Origin of the sequence: Desulfuromonas sp. DDH964, from assembly GCF_001611275.1 — a bacterium.
GTDB lineage: Bacteria > Desulfobacterota > Desulfuromonadia > Desulfuromonadales > DDH964 > DDH964.
In genome coordinates, this window is sequence record NZ_CP015080.1 from 3,233,136 (window position 1) to 3,253,626 (window position 20,491).

Genomic DNA, 20,491 nt, shown 5'->3' on the forward strand with positions numbered 1-20,491 from the left:
ACGATGATTCTAGCAGGGGTGCACGTTGCTGCTGCCGACGATGCCAGGTTTCATATATTTTTTCATGATTGACTCCTAGAAAAATGGTTAGGCGGGGACACCACCGAAGCAGTGCCCCCATACATCATTACCAAGGCGTGACCGTGTTCCAACCCGCGCCGCGCGAGGTGGTGCTGTGGTCATCCGCCAGGCGGTGACAGTTCTGCGCCGTCGGCCACTGGGAGACATAGGTGCCGGTCCAGGGTGATGGTGCGCCGGGGGCTCCAGTGTTAAACGTATTGTCCCAGGTGTTCTGCTTGGTGTCGAGACAGTTGGTGATCATCAGCTTCGGCAGGCGGCTGGCGTGCGGGTTGTGGCACTTGCCGCAGTTGAAGGTGTGGTATTGACTCTGGGTAATCGCACCGACTGTTGTCGTGCTGTTGCCGGCCATTGTGTAGTCATCAACCTGCAGCGCCATACCGGCCGGCGGGTTATCCCACTGGAAACCAGAGAAATAACGGTGCTCACCAGACAGGTTCGGAGTAATGGCGATGCTGCCCGCATCACCACGATAACCGTAGGCACGGCGGGCCATCTGCGGTGTCCAGCCCCCCATGGACATGTAGTAGTTGCTGCTGCCGTTATCATCCCACACCTGGTTGCTGCCGCGCTTGCGGATCGAGAAGATGTTGTTAGCGGTGGCGGTGGTGCCACTGCCGCCGATGACGGCGTTCTGGTGGCCGTTGCCGCCGGAGACCCACAGGTTCTCGCCAGTGGTCTGGTCCATGGTGTCAACGTTGCTGCCGTGGCACAGAGTACAGAGACCAGCGCTGTTTGCCAGGGTGGCGGTACTGTTCGGATCACCGCTGTTCTGGTCGATCCAGTAGCCGCCCTTGGTGGTGCTGTTGTTGGCTGCGGCGTTGGCCCGTGGCACCGTGTTGGTGGCGCCGCCAAAGCTAACGCTGAGCCAGGTCCCGGCCGCACCGCTACGCGGCGCGCCGTCCTCGTTGTAGGGGTTGCCTTTCCAGGTACCGCGCAGGTAAGGCTTGCCGGTGCTGCTGTCGCTGGCCAGCTTGTTCAGATCGTGAACATCGTGGCAGTAGGAACAACGGATGTTACTCACGGCATCCAGGGTTTCGGTCTTGGCGTAGTTGGCGCCGCTGACCGCCGAGGTGCCGGCCGAGTTGGCCGTATGGGTCGACTGGATGGCGCCGGTCTTGTAGCTGAAGACAGCACTGGTCCAGGTGGCACCAACCCAGTTGGACTGGTTGAGAGTGCCGTAGTTGTAAGTGATGCCGTCGGCATTGTTATTGGTGCCCCATTCGGAGACACCGGCGCCGCTGTGGCAATTCCAGCAGATTTCTGCCTCGGTGGCACCCGGGGCGGTGACAGCAACGCCCAGGGCGATCCCGGCTTCACCGTTGGCGGTGTAGTTGATGCCAACGATCGTATTGTTCGGAATCTCAATGGTGCCGCCACCGTGGCTGCCGTGGCATTCCTCACAGGTCAGGCCTGTTGTTGCCAGAGCATGCGGACTGTTGTCATTGACGGTGGTTGCATCACCAGGGTTGCCACTACCATCATGGCAACCGGTACAGGAGCCGCTGCCATACTCATGAGTCACGACGGTCAGTCCGGAGCTGGTCATCTGATGGGCGGCATCATTTGCATGGCAGGCCTTGGCGCAACCGGCAGTGCCGGAATCATATTGCGCACTCTGGCTGTTATCCGGTGCTGAGATACCGTTCATCTCGATGTTACCGTCACGGTGGTAGCTGACCTGGTACTGGTCACCACCGTTAGCGGTATTGTCCGTGGCCCCGTTGGCCAGGCTATAACCGTGACAGAGGTTACACTCGTTGTGCTTGCCGGCAATGTTGGCCGCACTGTGGTCAACCGGAGTCGCTCCCGTCACGTGCAGGGTTGTCGGAGTCGGCGGGTAACCATGGCACATATCACAGGATGCCGGTGTTGCGGTATCCCACACCTTGCTGATGTGACAACTCAGGTTGCTGCAGGTGTTGGTATTGGTGTTGTAGGTCGCGCTGGTACCGGCCACGGTGGTATCGAACCAGATATCGACCGTGCCATTGACATGGTCAGCGGTCCCGAAACCACGATCAAGGTGACAGGTACTGCACGGCAGATTGCCGCGAGTCGCATCAACGTGCTCAAAGTGCTTACCAACCTGAGAACCGCTGTTTGCACCACTGAGGTCACCGTCACCTGGAGTCGCCGAAGGCATACCGGTCGCCGTACCGTGGCAGGTACCGCAGACGGCTGTTCCGGCGTCTGTCCAGGCCGGAGTGTCTGTACCGTGACAATAGATCGCCGAACAGCTCAGGCCGTTGCCGGTGGTGACGCTGGTTCCGGCGGCTGCAGTGTAACCACCGCCGGTGCTGCGACCATCATAGGCGCCAGTGGTATCGGTCGTCGTGCCAAGAACAATATTGAAACCAACATTGATGTTGCCGTTTTTGGGCATTTCACCGGAGGTTTCCCATCCGGTATGGCAGGTGTTACAGCCGTAACCCTTGGTGGTTACGTGGTAAGCGTGCTTACCAGCGGTGCTGCTGCCGGTACCGACGCTGGAATCCAGGCCACCCGCATTGATTGGCGGATTGGCGTGACAGGAAACGCAGTCGGCTTTGAATCCGACTTTGTGCTGATGACACTTGATACAGTCGGCCTGATTGTAGTGATCGGTAACAGTCTGGCCACTGGTGTCATTGCGGTGATAGCTGGTCGCACTGTGGCAAACTTCGCAGATCTTGTTGGAGCTGGCATGTCCACCGGCATCATTACCGAAATCGGAGCTGCCATCTTCCACGGTTTGCAGGCTGACGGTTGCACTCAAAGCGCCATTCGGCATGTTGCTGCCATCGGGGAAGCTGATTTGCGCCTTGATCCGCTTAACGTTCCCGGTCTCCTTGTCATGGCAGGTGCTGCACTGGAAACCACCACCATAACCGGTGGAGGTGCCCCAGTCACCGGCATGCTTGGTGGTGCCGGGGAAGCGCAGGCTGTTATGCAGCATCGGATTATCGGCCCATGCGACAAGTTGAACCTGGGTTGTGTAGACCGCCGTGCCGATAACACCGTCGGTGCCATCGATATAGGTCATACGGACATCGTAGGTCGCACCGGTTGTCAGGCCGGTCAGGTCAATAACAACGGTTTCGTTTCTCGTTCCATCGGCATCGCCGGCACCACCATCGGCGGTCGGCGTGTTGGCGGCCGTTGTCCAGATGGTCGGTTCGGTGCTCAGCTTGTATTCCACCTGGAAGGTTCCGTTGCCATTGAGGTCATTGCAATAGACCAACATAACGCGAATCGCGGTCAGACCGTTTTGCTGGGCATTCTGCACGGTCGGCTCCAAGGCAGGCACACGGGTTTCAAAAGTGCGGCTGAGAGGGGTCGAATAGACCGGGCTGGTTGCGCCACAATTGCCATCGGCCATGGCTTCAAAGTCCACTGTACCGGTGGACTTGTTGGTCGGGGTGTAGGTCGCGCCGCTGGCAACCCAGGCGGACCATGCCGTGCCGTTCTCACGCCAGCGCACCAGACCGTTGGTCGCACCACCGCCGAGATTGGCGGTGACGGTCACACCGGAAATTCCGATATTGCCCGCACCCGGATCGGGGCTGATGGAAACGCTGACCGTGCCGGATTCGACGCAGTTCTGAACCGTGACACTGGCTGTCGAGGCAGCCGAAACGTTACCGGCGGCATCTTTGGCATAGGCACGCAGAGTGTAGGTAGCGTAAGCACCAACGGTAACGCTGGTCGGAGCGGTGGGGCTCCAGCCAGCATCGGTGGCGAGCGGAGCCGTTGCGTTATCGACGGTGATCATGTAGCCAGTGACCCCGACGTTATCGGTCGCAGTGAAGGTGATCGGCGTGATCACCAGCGGCGCTGCGGTGTCAACGACTGTGGCCGGAGCGCTGAAGGTGTTGATGGTCGGCGCTTCGGCACGATTGAGATTGTAGGTTGCGCTTTTGACGGTTTCGGCCGCGCCGAACAGGTCGGTCGAGGCGTAGCGCAGGTAGCGCACGACGTTGCTGTCGGCTACCCCGGCTACGGTGACCGCCGTCCCGGTTCCGAACGTCAGGCCATTCGAGCCCGGGGTACAGGTATTGGTGGCATCGACGCAGTAAACCGTGCTCGCCACACCGACGCCGGCATCGGAAGGGGTCAGGGTGACGTTCTGATCGCTGGTGTAGGTGCCGGCCGCCGGCGCCGCGGTGGTAACCGGAGCAGTCGCGTCGACGGTACGTGATAGAGCAGTGCCGGTGGTGGGGCCGCCACCAAGAGAACTGGCCCGGATGTTCAGCGTTACCGCGCCGGTCAGGCCGGTCACCGTTGCCGTGCAGGTGTAAGGTGAAGAGGCACCGGAGATGACGCCGGCACTCCAGGTCGAACCGTTGGTGGTGTACTGACAGGTCGGAGTCGACTGCGGCTCGGTGATCGCCGCGCTGAAGGTGACATTAGCCGGAACATAGGTTGCCGTGTTCGCCGCCGGGCTGGTGATGGTCACGGTGCCGACGGACGGGGGCGTGCTGTCGGTAACTATGTACGGGTTCAAGGTTATTCCGGCCAGACCTGAATAGGCATTCGCAATGCTGACCAGATTCGGCAGGGTCGTTCCGGCCGTCGCATACGCCTTGTCCGAGATCCCGGCGTATGCTGTACCCACCGCTGTTTCCCCATATTCCGTGTAGGCCTCGTTGGCGCCAAGGCTCGTCAGGGTTTGGCTGGCAACTGAGCCGACAATGCCATACCCGCCGGCATTCACGTTGATCGCGGTACTCCAGTTGTAGTTGTTTACCGTGGTTGTCCCGGAATAGATATTCCCGCTGGCGGTGACCGGCGTCGTCTGATCAACGCCTCCGTAGGTCGCCACATGCAGGATGTAACCGCTGCCGATATTGTTGGAACTAATGGTGATCGTATTGTCGGTCGCAGCCGCGAGCTGGGATTCCTTAAGGGTCGCGATCCAGACTTGGCGGCGCTGATTGTTAGCAGAATTGACAGCCGGGGTGGCGGTCTGCCCGCCGTAGGTCATGGTTATCGTCGTCGACGTGGTGTTATTAGTGTGCGCCTGCACCATCAGCACCACCAACCGATTGGTTCCAGCCGGAGGAACGTAAGTCGCGGTCGAATTGTTCGTCGTGGTGTTCGTAATTTCCGCCGGATTGGCGAAACTCTCCAGAACCGAGACTGCAGCCTCGGACATCCCGGCTACCCCGAAAACAAAAAGTAACGCCATCACGGCCACCAAGGCCAGCTGTGCAATTCTCAACATCCCTGCACTTCTCCGGATTCCATCCTTCATAGCTGTCCTCACCTCGTTATCACTCGGTCGATTCATATGTCGATAATTCACTTGTGAATTTTTTTTGGCAAAAAAAACTTCCCTGCCAACGTTCATTTTTTCCATCGTCAAACCTCCTACAGGGAAGTCGTAAGTTCCATGTCAAGGCCGGGGGGCGGGTTCCGCCCCCCGGCTGTTCACCAATCGAGTTACTTCGGCAGGCCGGTGTGGCAGGCCTGGCAGTTGTTCTGCGGCGTCGCCCAGGTGGCTGCGTTGCCGTTGTGGCAGGCGACGTTGGAGCAGGTGCCGCTACCGCTGACGTAGCTGGCAGAGGTCAGATTGACCTTGGCCAGATCGTAGGAGTTGTTGGCCTTGTAGCCGTTGGGACGGGTCCAGGAAGCACTCAGGTCGGTGACGCTGGTGATGTCGTCACGAACCTGGGCCCGGGACTTGACCGCGATGTTCTGGAAGACCACATCATTGTTGCCATTGACGTGGCTGTTGTAGCCGGTAATTACCAGTGCCTGGTCGCCACCGGTACCGCCGGTGGTATGGCAGCTGGCGCATGCCGGGTTGTTGGCGTTGAACCAGTCGTTGACGGTGCTGTTGTGGCAGCTGTTGCAACTGATGACCGTCGAGGTCGCGCCATCGCCGTGGGCGCTCGGTGCCGTGGCGCTGGCGCTCTGCAGCCCGGTGGTACCGGTGTAGAGGTCGCTGGCATGGATACCGACAGCGTGGACCGTATGCGCCGCGGTGGTCGGGGTGTTGCCATGGCACTTGCTGCAGATGTCACCGGCACTGAATCCAAGCGTCCAGCTCGGGTTCTCGGCTGGGGCGGCGCCTTGACCGTTGTTATGGCAGGCATTGGTGGAGCAGGAACCCCCGCTGTAGTTGACTCCGGCGGCGATCTCGCCGACCACGTTGTTCAGGTGCGTCCCCTGGTGGCATTGGCCGCAGGCGAAGTCGTAGCCAGTGCCGTCCGCCTTACGTGTTACGGACCCGTAGCTGCTGTCCATGGTCGCCACGTGCGCCGGGTGATTGGCGCTAGTGGGTGGCGAGGCGCTGAAGTCAAGATCCTTAACGCCGCCACCGATATGGCAGTCGCTGCAGGCGAGGCTGGTCCCGGAAGTCCAGTCGCGGCCGTCGGTGACGTTGTGGCAGTTGTTGGAACAGGTGCCGGTGGCGCTGGTGTAGCTGGCGATCTTGTTGGCCACCGTTGCGCTGCCGTTGATATGGCCGCTATGGGTCGCAGTCTGCGCCCCTGCCCCGTGGCAGGCGTCGCAGTCGCTCGGGACATACGCATTGTTCGCGTTGTTATGGGTGGTGTGGATGGTCGCCGTCGCTGCCGGAACCGCATTGGCGAGAACGCCGTCATCCGTGCCATTGTTATGGCAGGAGGTACAGGTGACCGAACCGGCACTGCCCCAGTTCGGGCTGGAAGCACCGTGGCAGGAAGTGGCGCAGGTGCCGTTGTCGACACCGTCGCCGCTGTAGTTGACGCCGGCGGCGCCGTTGCCATCGGTGTAGGTGAAGCCGACACCAATGTTTACGGTCAGGTTTTGGTGGTTAGCCGCCCCGCCGGTGGCCGAGTAGCTGTTGGCCCCGGTATGGCAGGATGCGCAGTCGGCGAAGTCGCCATCGTTGTTGGCGTGCTTGGCGTGGCTGCCGGCGACGCTGCCCGAGGGGAGCGGGCCGGTGCCGCCGGTATTGTGACACTTGCCGCAGCTGATGGTGCTGGCGGCCGCCCAGGTCGGGGTGGTCACGCCGCTGTGGCAGCGGATATTTGAGCAGGTGGTCGAGGCCCCAGTACCGGACTTGCCGGCGGCGAGGTTCTCGTAGGCATAGGTGGTATTGAAGGCCACGTCAAAGCTGCCATTCAGATGGCTGCCGCCGCCGATGATCGCACCGGCATTGTCAACCGTGCCGTTATGGCAGGCGAAGCAGTCATTGGCGCCGGTCTGCGGCAGGGAATTGCTTCCGGTGTGTGCGGAGTGCTTGTTGCTGGTATTCGGCCAGCCGCCGGCACCGGAGGCAGTGTAGAGGGTCTTGCCGCTGGCGTTATGGCAGTCGGCGCAGTCGAGGGTCGGCCCGGCGGTCCAGTCACGGCCGTCAACGACAGCGTGGCAGGTGGTGGCACAGGTACCGTTGGCGGCGAGGGTCGCACTGGTGACCTTGTTCGCCAGATTGCGGGTGCCGTTGATGTGAGTGGCGGTATTGGCGGCGGTGTGGCAGTCGCCGCAGCTGCCGGTGACATAGTTGGTGGAGGCGAGATGGACCCCGTGCTTGTTGCTGGTCGGAGTCCCCTCGTGACAGATGGAGCAGTTGGCCGATGCGGTGTTCCAGGTCGGAGTCTGAACCGGAGTCGCCGCTGCGGTGCCGTTGTTATGGCAGGTGCTGGTCGAGCACTTGCCGAGGGTACCAAGAACATCCGTCGCTGCAGGTGTGTAATTCATACCCGCCAGGAGGTTGACCGTGTTGTTAAGGTGCGCGTTGCTGACCGGCAGGGTGCCGTGGCAGCTGGCGCAGGAAACGGCGAGACCGAAGGTGGTCGTTGCTCCCATGTGCTCGTCATGGCTGCCGGTACCCGGGTCGGTGGCGCTGTGGCAGAGGGTACAGGAAGCGGTGGAGACCATCCAGGTTGCGCTGTAGGTGGTGCCGCTCGGGTTATGGCAGGCCGCGTTATTGCAGCTATCGGTGCCATTCCAGCCGGTGATGGTTACGGTCGCATTATTCTGGACCGGGTTGGTCCGCTCGAGCAGAGTGGTCCCAGTGATGTGGGTGGTGTCAGTCGGATCGGTGCCGTGGCAGGTGGCGCAGGCGAAGATGCCGCCGGTGCCGAAGTGATTGCCGTGGTCCGCCGAAAGCGCGGTGGTGGCAGCCGTGTTACCGGCGGCGGTCGGCGTAGTGCCGGTCGCATAGTAATGGCAGTCGTCACAGGCCAGGGCGTTGGTATTCCAGGCCGTCGACGGATCGGTACCGGTGGACTTGTTGTGGCACCCCGAGGTGAGGCAGGTACCGGTCACGTCATTACGGGTCGCCGTCGAGTAGGTGACGCCAACCAGGTCAACGTTGCCGGTGTTGTGGTTGCCGGTGTAAACCGAGTAGCCGGCCCCGGCGTTATCGCCATGGCAGGGATAACAGGTGGTCTCGTCGGCGAGGCTGGCGCCATGCTGGTCATGGGCGCCGCTGGAGCCGGTGGTCGATTTCCCGCCGCTATGACAGGAGCCGCAGGTCGCGTTGATCGAATCCCCGACCACCGCAGCAATGGTCCAGGCGGTGTCGGCGAAGTTGTGGGTCCCGTCGGCGGTGGCATGGCAGGTTTGGCACAGACCGCTGGTCTCGTTGTAGGACCCGGCGCTGTTAACCTCGATGGTGGCGTTACCGTGCTTGCTGGTCCCGCCCCAGTCGTTGCTGCCGAAGGCGAAGGTGTAATTGCCGCTGGTCGCTTCGAGACCATGGCAATCCTTGCACTGGTAGGTGGTGCCGGTGCCGTGCATCGACTGAGTCCCGGCACTGGTGCGGTGAATGACGCCGCCGTTCCAGGTCTGGCTCCAGTCGCCGTGGCAACCGGCGCAGGCGGTGGTGGCGGTGGTGTAGAAATTGGCACTGCTGTTCCACTTGTGAGCCCAGTCGTCGCTCAGCGTGGTGTGGCAGGTAGTGGTGGCGCAGGTACCGGTGTTATCGGCAGACTGGGTATAGAAGGCGGCGAGACCCATCTGGGTGGTCTGGCCGACACCACCGGTGAGGGTGCCGTTAATGTGGGTCGCCTGGGCGGCAACCGTGGTATGGCAGGCGGCGCAGCCGCCGGAGAGGCTTTCGTTGTGCCGCTGACCGGAGACGGTTGGCGTCACGTTGTGGAGACCGGAGGCCGGCAGATTGGCGCCGCCGCCGATGTAGCTGCCGCTGTGGCAGTCAGTGCAGCCAGGCGCCGGAGTCGAAGTGGTAAAATTGGCGCTGCCACCGTGGCAGCTGTTGGCGCAGGTGCCGGTACCGGCGTTGTAGGTCGTGATCTTGGCGCCAAGGGTCGGCGCGGTCACGGCACCGTCGATAGCGCTGTGGGTCGTACTGTTGTTGTTATGGCAGTCGGTACAGTTGGCGCCGGTGACATAAGCGGTGTTGTCGGTATGGGCCTGGTGGGCCCCGACGGCCGGCGGGAAGCCGGTGAAGAGGGTCTTGCCGGTGGCGTTATGGCAGTTGGCGCAGTCAAGCTTGGCGCTGTCCTTCCAGTCGCCAGCCGCGGCTGCGTTGACCAAATGGCAGTTATTGGCGCAACCGCCGGAGGCGCCATCATAAACGACAGTATCATCAACGGCCCCGTCAATATGGGTTGTTGCAGTTTCGGCGGTGTGGCATTCGGCGCACGCGTTGGCGACAAAGACGGTGTTGGCAATATGGACGTCATGGCGACCGGTCGCCGGCGCGTAGCCGTGGCAGATGGTGCAGTCGTCAGCACTGCTGGCAGCGCGACCCCAGACCGGGGTGGCGACGGCGGCGCCAAGACCATCCGTATGGCAAAGGGTGGTCGAGCAGCCGTTGGCCACGAGGTTGTTGAAATCAATCGCTGCGGCAAAGTCAACCGCGCCATTGCGATGGGCATTGGAGGCCGGCAGCGTATCGTGGCAATCGGCGCAACCGACGGTCTTGCCGAAGGTGGTCGGGACAGTGGCAGCGAGGTGCGAGGTGTGGCTGCCGGTGGCCGGGTCGGTTTCGCTGTGACAGAAGGCGCAGCCGACCGCGTTGGCCACGGTCCACTCGGCGCTGTAGGTGCTGGCCGAGGGGTTGTGGCAGGCGATATTATTACAGGTGGCGTTAGTGCCGGCACTGGTCGGATCGACGCCGGTAGAGCCAAGGGCGGTTGCGTCGAGGGTCGCCTCGTAAGCAATGGCGGCAGCCATCCCCTGGACCTTGGCGAGCTCAGTGGCCCCGGTCCGATCGGTGATGTGGGTGGTGTCGGTCGGCAGCGTCCCGTGGCAGTCAGTACAGACGGCGTTGGCGGCGAAGTGGGTGCTGTGGCTGCCGCTCAGGGCGTTGGCGTCAGCATTGTTGCCGGCCAGGGTCGGGGTGGCCGACTCGTAATGGCAGGCGTCGCAGCCAAGGGCAGTGTCGGTCCAGGCGGCGCTCAATCCGCTGGTGCCGTTGTGACAGGCGCTGGCGCAGGTGGAGCCGTTGTAACCGACGGTGGTCGCAAGGATGGTGGCCCGACCGGAGGCGTTGCTGTGGTTGAGGCTGTTCCCCTGGTCGGTGGTGGTGTTGTAGGTATAGCTGGCGGCGCCGGTGTGGCAGAACTCACAGGCGCTGCGATCGGCGGTGTCAAAAATCTTGCCGCCGGCATCGGCGAGGAAAGAGTCGGGCGCATGCAGGGCATGGGCGGCGGTATTGGGCGGGAAGCCATGGCAGCTGTCGCAGGAGTCGCCGCCACCGACGGCAAAGGCGTTAACCGGGTTGGTGTGCGAGAGGTGGCAGCTGAAGCAGTCGGCCCCTTCGTTGTGGGCGATGCCGCTATTGGTCTTGTTGTTGTGCTGGTTGGTCTGGTTGGCTGCCGTGTGGCATGTGGCGCAGATGTCGTCGCCGTTGGCGGCGTCGATTTCGTCGTAGGAATTGGCGCCGGTGGTGGCGGAGAAGACCACCGTGCCGCTGAAGGCAGTCGAAGTCGCCTTGACCATGTAGATGTTGCTGCTACCGTGGGGATCGTGGCAGGTCACGCAGGTACTGCCCTGGTGGCTGACAAGGGCGCCGTGGCAGGAACCGCAGGAGAAGGCGGGCTGGAGACGCTTATCGCCGGTACCACCGGTGAGGTGGCCACCCTGGGTCTTGTCGTGACAAGCGAGGCAGTCGAGGGCAGCGGCAGGGTTGCCGCTGACGTTGTAGGTGCCCGTCGCTTTGTTGTGGCCACCGCTGAGAGCAGTCGACTTGTCAACAACTCCGGCCATGGTGGAGAGGGTACCAGTGTGACAGGTCGCGCAATCCACGGAAGTGGGAATGTTCCAGTTGGGCTCGGGCTCGCTGCCATCGACACCGTGGCAGCTGTCGCATACCGAGCCCTGGAGATTGGCAACCATGCTGATAGCGCCATCGATATGGTCAGCGCTGTTGGTACCGGCATGGGTATGGCAGACATCGCAGGAGAGCTTCGGCCCGTCAGCATCGGTGACGTGTTTGGCATGGGCACCGGTGGCCGGAGCAGGGCTGGTCCCGCCATCGTTATGACAGAGGGTACAGGTGGTCATCGCCGCGTTGTTGCCGTTATCCCAGTCCGGAGTGATGTAGTTGCTTTTACCATCCGAGTGGCAGTAGGCGGTCTGGCAGGTGCCATCGGTAGCGTAGGTAATCGACCCGGTGAGACCGGCCGCGGTGAGGTCGCCGACCACATCCTTGTTACCATCAACGTGGATGCCGCCGATCGCCGTGGTCACCAGGGCGGTAGCGCTGGTAGCGGTGGAATTGTGGCAGACCGCGCAGGAATAGGTTCGATCGAGGATGGCATTGGCGGTGGCGCCACCAAGATGTTTCTGGTGAGCGGCCGAGTTGCCGGCATTGTTCATGGAGGTGGCGTCGTTGCCGTGGCACGCCTGGCACTCGGTCACGGTGCCGATGATAGCCCCGGCCCCTCCGGCCCAAACCGGTGCAGCGGCGTAGGCAATGGAACCGACCCGCGGAGCACCGTTACTGTGGCAATAGACGGCCGAACAGGAACCGGAGCCAGCCGTATTGTAAATCGGGTTCGGGGAACTGATATTGGTCGGCGCGGGGAGCAAACCAATCGCGTTATTGAGGACCTGCTGGAAGGTGCCGCCGTCGTGGTTGCCGGCGCCAGGAAGGTCGGTCAGTTTGCCGGAATCGACACCGTGGCAGACCTGGCAGCCATATTTGTACTGGTTGGGTCCGCCATTGGCGTGAGCGGCGTGAGGCGTGGTGTTCTCGGCCTTGAACACTCCGGAAGTGGAGTAGTTGTTGCCGGTGTTCTGGGTGCTGTGTGCATACCCGCCGGAGGTGACACTGCCATCGGCATCAAGATAAGGGGCGTAACCGTGGCAGGAACCGCAACCGGGACCGAAGGAGCCACTGGCCTGGTCATGGCTGTGGCAGCTGGCGCAGGCGAGGCTGGTGTCATGGGCGGGAACCGCCGCAAGGTCGTGACAGGAGAGACAGATAGCACCGTTGACACCGGTACCATTGTCATAGTTGGTCATGGTCGTCGGGTCGGCAGTGTAATCAAGAAAAACATCGCCATTGACATCAGCCATCGGGGAAGTCGGGAGACGGATCTTCTTTTTCAGCATGAAATAGTTGGCGCTGCCGGTGGCTGTGTACTCATGGCCACCATGGCAGACCATACAACCCAGAGGTGTCGTAGCCATGCCATGTCCCTTGTAGGTATGGCAGGCCTGGCAGAGGCTGTCACCGAGAGCCGGGCTCCCATTGTCGGGACCGTTCCCCTTGAGGAGACGACCGTCGCCGGCGCCGCCACTGCCAAAGCTGTCGACGGTCGTAGCATCGGAATCGACATAGTGAACCCCGTGGCAGGTGGAACAGGAGACCTTGCCATTGGCATCGAGGAGAATGGCGGAATTATAGATATTAGTGATCGGCTGAAATCCGGGAGCAGCCGGATTATAGGCAACGTTAACCGGATGGGTCATGAGGCCGTGAGCAGGGGTTTTGTCAAAGCCGACATGGCAGGCCTTGCACAGCTGGTCGGTCGAAGTGATCCCCACCGGGTAGAGCTTGGGATTGGTAGCGCTGTCACCATGCGGGTTGTGACAACGGGTACAGGTCACCTTGCCGGTCGAAGTGCCATAACGCGAGTAGAAACCAGGATAGGTGGCCGAAGAGGGCGCCTGGGCCCCGGCCTGGGGAACCACATCGGTCGGTGCCGCCCAGTTATGGGAACTGCCAGGGAACCCGGCGACACCATGCCCATAAAGGTTGCTCGCCTCCTGGGGAAGCATGCCTTTGCTCGGCGTAATGGTCTGGCCGGTGCTGAAGACATGTGTTTGAGTGGGGCTATTATGGCACTGGCGACAGACCTGCGCCGTCAGGTCCGTAAAAGAGACCCCGGCAATATGGCAGGTCTTACACTCAAACGCATGGACAGCCACCGCCTGGGAAGTTCTTGGCAAAAGGACCAACACCGCCAATACGAAGCAGGCTGCCAGTATCTTCGATCTCATGGGCACACTCCTAACAGGACCAAGAATCATTAAACCCGTAAACTACAGTCATATTTAATGAAAGTCGTCTTTACTTGTTATGGCAGGCCAGGCACAGGGCGCTGCCGGTATTCGGCCGAATCAAAAACGGCCGGTAAGCAGTGTTGGTGATGTAATCGACGTGCGGGTCGTGGCAGGAGGAACATTCGACCCGGTGATCAGCACCGAAAAACCGCACTCCTTCACCCTGCCAGCCCAGGGCGCTGGTGATGTCCACGGTGGTTCCAACCGACCGCAACTGGCCGACCCGGGCCCCGCCAGGCTGATAAATGGCGTCCCCCAGCACTGAATCGTAACTGAAGGAAATGGGATGATCGTCGCTGAGGTCCGTGCCAAGATTGGGACCACCTGCACCGAGGTTGATGATGTGAGTATCGGTAGGATCGCCCATCATGACAAAGGTAGTCTCCGGGATTCCGATATCGTTGCTGGTATTGAGCAGGTGATTGACGGAAATGGTGCCATCGTGACAGGAGAGACAGAGCAGCGACTCGTCGTTAACCGGTCGGCTCGCCGAGAGTCCCTGCAAATAACTGGAGAGGGTCACGCTGTTGTACTGGGTGTAGGTCGAGGCGCCTGGCAGGCTGCGGTTCCAGAGCGGCCCGGTGGTGTTGCCGCCGTGCGGCGTATGACAGAAAATGCAGACCTCATCCTCGTTGGTCGCGTAGGATGCCATCCCAGCCACGGGCCCGGTAGTCGACAGATTGTGCCAGGTATTAGCCACACCGGCCGTTCCCTTGGCAAACGCCAGCCCGGAACACAGCAACAGCAAACAACCCGAAACGACAAGTCCTGATACCAGTTTTTTCATTTATTTATTCCCTGACCATAAGTTAATAAATTAAAACCTTGAAATTTAGTTGCTGGCACGTCCCAATACCTGCCGGCCCTATAATTAATCGTGGTCCTTGTCCTTGTCCTTGTCCTTGTCCTTGTCCTTGTCCTTGTCCTTGTCCTTGTCCTTGTCCTTGTCCTTGTCCTTGTCCTTGTCCTTGTCCTTGTCCTTGTCCTTGTCCTTGTCCTTATCCTTGTCCTTATCCTTGTCCTTATCCTTATCCTTATCCTTGTCCTTATTCTCGCCCTTAAACTGGCCACCGGCCAGATCGAGAATATTAAGCAGTTCGGTTGTTTCGGTGCTGGTTGCAACAGTTGCCAAAACAGTCCGAATGGCGCGATCGGCACCTTCCACACTGAGCTGGCCACTCTCAAGACCGGCCGCAATGCCGGCCAGAGCCGTTGCATCGGCTGCGGATGCAAGGCCATTAGCAACCTGGGTCACCTTCCGCGCCAGAGCGCCGGCAAACGCAGGGACAAGTTCATCTGATCGGCCAGCCGCAAGCTGAAGGCTTCCGGAGCTGAGACCAATAACCAGGTCAATTCCAGGCCCGCCATCAAGGTTGCAGCCGGCGAGGCCAAACAAACCTGGTGTCTGGATCGGGAGGAGATCTCGCACCGCCCAGGTTCCGTCGGTTTGAACACCCAGCAGGACCAGGTCACCGCCAATATTGGCGAGGAGTTCCCGCTCCCCATCCCCATTCCAGTCGATGACGAATGGGACGACGGCGCCGGAAAAGCTGCCGAGCAACTGGCCAGCAGCCAGCTCCGGGACGGCATCGGAACCGAGATTGCGGAACAGGACCAACTGTCCGGCACCGGAACCGACCAACAGATCCTTGGCCAGGTCACCGTCAAAGTCGACGACTGCCGGGACCGACGGGCCATCGACGGCAAGCGTGCTTCCACCAACGATTGCAAGGGTGACTCCGGCGGCAAAACGCGGGGCGTTTTCAGTGCCGACATTGAGGAGGAGCTTTACCGTACCGTCAAAGGAACCGATCAGGAGGTCCTTAGCGTTATCGTTATTCCAATCGACAACCGCGGGAGTTGCACCGGGAGCGAGAATCAGCCCAAGGTCGGTTCCGGCAGAGAAGCCATCCGCTGAGCCAGCGAAGAGCTGCAGCGACCCGGACTCGTCACCTACCAGCAGATCAAGGTTGCCATCGTTGTCAAAATCGACAAGGGTGGGGCTGGCACTGCCGGCGACCCCGGCCGGGAGCCCGGCAGCGGACAACGAGCTGAGCTGCATTGAGGAAACGGTCCAGGCAGGAAGCAACTGGGCATTGACAGCTACCGCACCCTGCTCGGGAAGGGTCACCACCGTAAAGAAGGGTTCGAAACCGGCAGTTTCAACCACCACCGAGTAGCTCCCCGGAGCAAGATCACGCAGACTCACTGGTACTTCGCCGACATACTGCCCGCTATAGCCAGGATTACCGCCAAGGAATACGCGCGCTCCTGGCATATTGGCGTCAATGGAGAGCATGGTCGGCAGATAGGTAAAGGAACCGTCCGCAACTGACGTCGTGGCCAGCCCGGAGGAATCGACAGCCGTCACCTGCCAGGCATAGACTGTCCCTGGCTCCAGCTGCGCGTAGTCCGCAAAATCAGCCAGAGAAAGTTCCTGGGCCGTGAGCTCGGCCGCAAGGACCGGCTCGGCGAACCCGGCAACGCCGGCTACCGCAACCCGGTAGGTCAAGCCAGCGGCGTCACCCGGGTCGGCATCGGTTGCTGCCAACCAGGTCAAGAGCCCGGCACCATCGCGAACCTCACCAGCAAGCGGCGCGGCAAGGACCGGTGCGGTCGGCGCCTCCGGCGCGGCATTCACCATAAACTCGGCAGCGGAACTCCACGGCGAGTAATCCGTACCATCGAAGGCGCGGACCTTCCAGCTGAAGGCACCATTTTCTGCAAGCGCAGCAGGAACAACGGCGGAGGTCCCGGTCACTGCGGTCAACTCCGCAACCATGAGACCGCCGCCAAAAACCTGCACCTCATAGCTCAGAGCATCGCCGTCCGCATCTGTTGCCGCGGTAAACTGCAGGTCGGGGGTTGCCGTAGAAAGGACGCTCCCTCCTTGCGGCGTGAATGGCTGCGGAACAGAGGGAGGGCTATTCTGCTTTACCGGGTTCGCCCCGCCGTCCACCCCATAGGAAGCGATGATGCCAATATCGCTGGCCACCAGCAGGCGACTGTTGGCAGCATCAAAAGCAACATCACGCAAGGACGGCATTGGCGAGGCGGATTTGGCCACATAGGAGTATGCGGCATCCAGGACCCGGAATTGCGGTGCACCGAAATCAAGGAAATAGCTACGCCCAAGAGCGTCAACAGCAGAGCCGGCAAAGATAAAAGGGGCTGGGGAGCCAAAGGATGTTGCCCGGGAAAGCGTCCGCTTGAGGACACCATCCAGACCGAATACCTGAACGCGTTCGAGAGCGTTATCCGCAACCAGAACTTCTCCCGCGACAGGATTGACTGTCAGGGCGACCATCGAACTGAACTGGCCGGCGCCAGCACCAACACCACCGAACTTATATTGAAAGAGACCGCTTTGATCATAAACCTTGACCAGCATCCGACCAGTATCGGCCACAAAAACGAAACCGGAGCCATCAACGTCAACTTCTCCAGGGATATGGAATTCCGTCTCGCCTGCGGGGGCCGATCCCGCCAGGGAACCGAGTGTCGCCCCCGAAATCGGGTCGATGATCAACACCTCCGTCGCCGTCGATGCATAAACCCTGGAGCCATCAGCAGATACGGCAACACCTCGACCGGTGACCTGTCCTGCCGCGAACTGCCCCCGAATCGTGCCGTACTGGTCAAGCTTGACAACCGCCTTGAGCAGCGGATCAGCCACATAGATATTACCCTGCCCGTCCACATCAAGGGTCGAAGGAACCACCTGCCCCTGGCTAATCTGCCCCAGGGACGCCAGCGCCGGCGCACTCGCTGCGAAGGCCGGACTATGCCAAATGACACTTACCGACAGTGATATCACCGCAAGCAGGGACAGGATCGTTCTGGACCGCTTCATATTGGTTGCCTCCTGACAAGAACAGATTACGCATGTCCTGGTAGTTCAAAACGCGGGCTGGCTTGTTTCGTCGCAGGGAATGTATGCAACCGACATGCCAGCTATTCCTGCGCCATTAAACTCCCCGCCCGTTCCTGGCGATCACACCTGGTCGTCCTTTTGACCCCGCTTCCTGCCTGCACCATACAGAAAGGGCCGGACGAATGCCCGACCCTTTCTGGGGTGAAGCCTGGAACTTAGTGACTCACAGGAAACCGAACTTTTTCATCCGGTAACGGAAAGCGTCGATACCCAGGTTGAGTTTGCGAGCGGCCTTCGACTGGTTCCCCTCACAGACCTCCAGCGACTGGCGAATCAGCTCCCGCTCCACGTCCTCGATATCGATCCCCTCGGGCGGCAAACGGAAACTGACCGGACCGGCCCCGGCGCCGGAGGTTCTGGCGACGATCTCCTGGGGAAGGTGCTCCAGCAGCAGCGTCTCCTCATTCTCGAGGATGATGGCGCGTTCGATAACATTCTTCAGTTCGCGGATATTCCCCGGCCAGGGATAGTCGACGAGGAACTTCTCGGCCATTTTCGAAATACCGCGCACGTTCTTGTGGAATTCGCGGTTGAAGTGATTGATGAAGTGGGTGGCAAGGGGCATGATGTCCTCCTTGCGCTCCCGCAGTGGCGGCAGGAAGATCGGGATGACCTGGATCCGGTAGTAGAGATCGTTGCGGAAGGTCTTCTCCTCCATCGCCTTGATCAGGTCCTTGTTGGTGGCGGAGACGATGCGGACATCGACGGGAATCTCCTTGGTCCCGCCGACCCGCCGGAAGGTGCGCTCCTCCAGAACCCGCAGCAGCTTGGCCTGCATCCCCGAATCCATGTCGCCGATTTCGTCGAGAAAGATGGTGCCGCCATCGGCGGTTTCAAAGAGGCCCTTTTTCTGCGCCTTGGCATCGGTGAAGGCCCCCTTCTCATGCCCCATCAGCTCACTTTCGAGCAGGGTCTCCGGCATCGCGGCACAGTTGATCGCCATGAACGGTTTCTCGGCGCGGGCACTCTCCCAGTGGATCGCCTTGGCGATCAGTTCCTTGCCGGTACCACTCTCCCCCTGGATCAGGACGGTGCTGGCGTCGCTGCGGGCGATCTTCTCCACCATCGCCAGGACATTCTTCATATGCCGGCTTTCACCGATGATATGGGCGATGCCGTACTTGCGGGTCTGTTCCGAACGCAGATGGGCGACCTCGCGCTTGAGCTCCCCGGTTTCGAGCGCCTTTTTGATGACAATCGCCAGCTCGTCGAGGTTGAACGGCTTGTTGATGTAGTCGTGGGCGCCCATGCGCATCGCCTTGACCGCCGTCTCGAGAACGCCCAGGGCGGTGACCATGATGACGATGGTCTCCTCGTCGTACTCCTTGACCTTCTCCAGCACCTCGAGGCCATTGATCCCCGGCAGCTGGATGTCGAGCAGGACCAGGTCGGGGGACTCCTCCCGCACCAGCCGCAGGGCGTCCTCGCCGGTACCGGCGCTGCAGACCTCGTACCCCTGCTTTTTCAGGCTCTGTTCCAGCGACCAGCGAATCAAGTGCTCGTCATCGACAACCAGGATCTTCTGTTTACGCACGCGGTTCCTCGCTTTCGTCGACCGATGGCAGGACTGCCACCGGCAGTTCGATGATAAATGTCGTCCCTTCGCCGAGACGGCTGCTGACCCGGATCGCGCCGCCGTGCTGGGAGATCAGCTGCCGGCAGATCGCCAGCCCGAGGCCGGTCCCCTGATTCTTGGTGGTGTGGAAGGGGACGAAAATCCGCTCCAGCTCGTCCTCGGGAATCCCCTTGCCGGTATCCATGACCAGTACCCGGACCCGCGGCTCGCCGTCCACCTGGGCCGCGTCGGTCTGAATCGTGAGGGTTCCACCACTGGTCATCGCCTGGATGGCATTGATGATCACGTTGAACAGGACCTGCTGAATCTGCTTTTCGTCGACCCAGACCGGCGGCAGATCCCGGGACAGCTCCTTGATGCGGTGAATATTGCGCGCTTCCGGGTGCTGGGAGACGAAGAAGAGCGTTTTCTTGATCAGGCCATTGATGTCGACAAAGCTGAATTCGGGCGTGCCGGGACGACCGAAATAGAGGAGGTCGGTCGCGGTCTTGTCGAGCCGGCCAATCTGCTCCAGGACCTGGCGAAAGACCTCCCGCCGGGCATCGTCCTCCTCCAGGTCTTCGGCCAGGACCGAAATCGCGCTGCTGATGCCGGCGAGGGGATTCTTGATTTCGTGGGCGATGCCGGTCGCCATCTCGCCAACCGAGGCGAGCCGGTCAGCGCGTTCCATCTGCTGGAAATGGAACTGTTCCAGTTCCCGCTTCGCCTTGTCGAGATTGACCACCATGGAGGTGAAGCTGCGCATCAGGCTCCCCATCTCGTCCGCGGCCTTGCTCTCCATGCGCACCGACAGATCGCCCTGCTCGACCTGGGCCATCCTGGCTGCCATCTCCTGCATCGGCCGCTTGACCAGGCGGACCAGGATAAAGGAGATCCCCGCCGAAAGCAGGATCACAATAACAGCCGTCGACAGCAGGAAGAAACGGGACGATTCCCGCAGCCGCTGGGCAGTGTCGGCGAGGGAGAAATTGAGATTGAGGACCCCGATCACCTTGCGGCCGACGCCATGACAGAGATAGCAGCGTTCGTCGGAGACGATCGGCTTCACCATGCCGAGAACCTCCTCGCCGCCAACCCGGAAAACCCCCTGGCGCCGGTTGTTGGCGAAGAGGGCGAGGTCGAAATTGTCGACCCGGGTGCCGATCTCCTCGGGGTGGGCCGACTTGAGGATGGTCCCGTCGGGGTGAAAGATCCGCACCTGGGTCAGGCGGTGATTGCGCCCGACCATCTCCAGAATCGCCTGGACATCCTCGCTGTTGCCGATGCGCATCGAGTTGAAGATCGACTTCTCGACCGTCGACAGCAGCAGTTCGGCGCTCTCCCGGGTCGAGTTGACGAGGTGGTCCTGCTCCCGCTGGATGTGGAAGAGGGTGAGGATGCCGATGCCGGTTGCCAGCAGCAGGATGCTCAGGATGATGACGCGGGTAATCAGGCTCTTGATGAACAACGCATCA

At 61.0% G+C, this 20,491-nt stretch carries 6 protein-coding genes; all 6 read right to left on the bottom strand.

Annotation, left to right across the window (positions count from 1 at the left end):
• Nucleotides 1-127 precede the first annotated feature (127 nt).
• Complete coding sequence (locus DBW_RS14840) at nucleotides 128-4,675, bottom strand: cytochrome c3 family protein (protein ID WP_197463655.1); 4,548 nt, start codon at nucleotides 4,673-4,675, stop codon at nucleotides 128-130.
• Nucleotides 4,676-5,502: 827 nt separating this feature from the next.
• Nucleotides 5,503-13,464: a CxxxxCH/CxxCH domain c-type cytochrome gene (locus DBW_RS14845; protein WP_197463656.1), complete on the bottom strand. Its 7,962-nt coding sequence runs from the start codon at nucleotides 13,462-13,464 to the stop codon at nucleotides 5,503-5,505.
• Between the two features lie 70 nt (nucleotides 13,465-13,534).
• Complete coding sequence (locus DBW_RS14850) at nucleotides 13,535-14,179, bottom strand: cytochrome c3 family protein (RefSeq protein ID WP_197463657.1); 645 nt, start codon at nucleotides 14,177-14,179, stop codon at nucleotides 13,535-13,537.
• 219 nt (nucleotides 14,180-14,398) lie between these two features.
• Nucleotides 14,399-17,380 carry an FG-GAP-like repeat-containing protein gene (locus tag DBW_RS14855; RefSeq protein WP_066728440.1) on the bottom strand — a complete coding sequence of 994 codons (2,982 nt, stop codon included), beginning with the start codon at nucleotides 17,378-17,380 and terminating at the stop codon, nucleotides 14,399-14,401.
• Between the two features lie 244 nt (nucleotides 17,381-17,624).
• Nucleotides 17,625-18,995 (bottom strand): sigma-54-dependent transcriptional regulator, encoded by a 1,371-nt coding sequence (locus DBW_RS14860; RefSeq protein WP_066728442.1) that lies wholly within the window; start codon nucleotides 18,993-18,995, stop codon nucleotides 17,625-17,627.
• A complete protein-coding gene (locus tag DBW_RS14865; RefSeq protein WP_066728444.1) occupies nucleotides 18,988-20,484 on the bottom strand; it encodes a sensor histidine kinase in 1,497 nt (498 codons plus the stop codon). The genes DBW_RS14860 and DBW_RS14865 overlap by 8 nt, the downstream gene beginning before the upstream one ends.
• Between the last annotated feature and the right edge of the window lie 7 nt (nucleotides 20,485-20,491).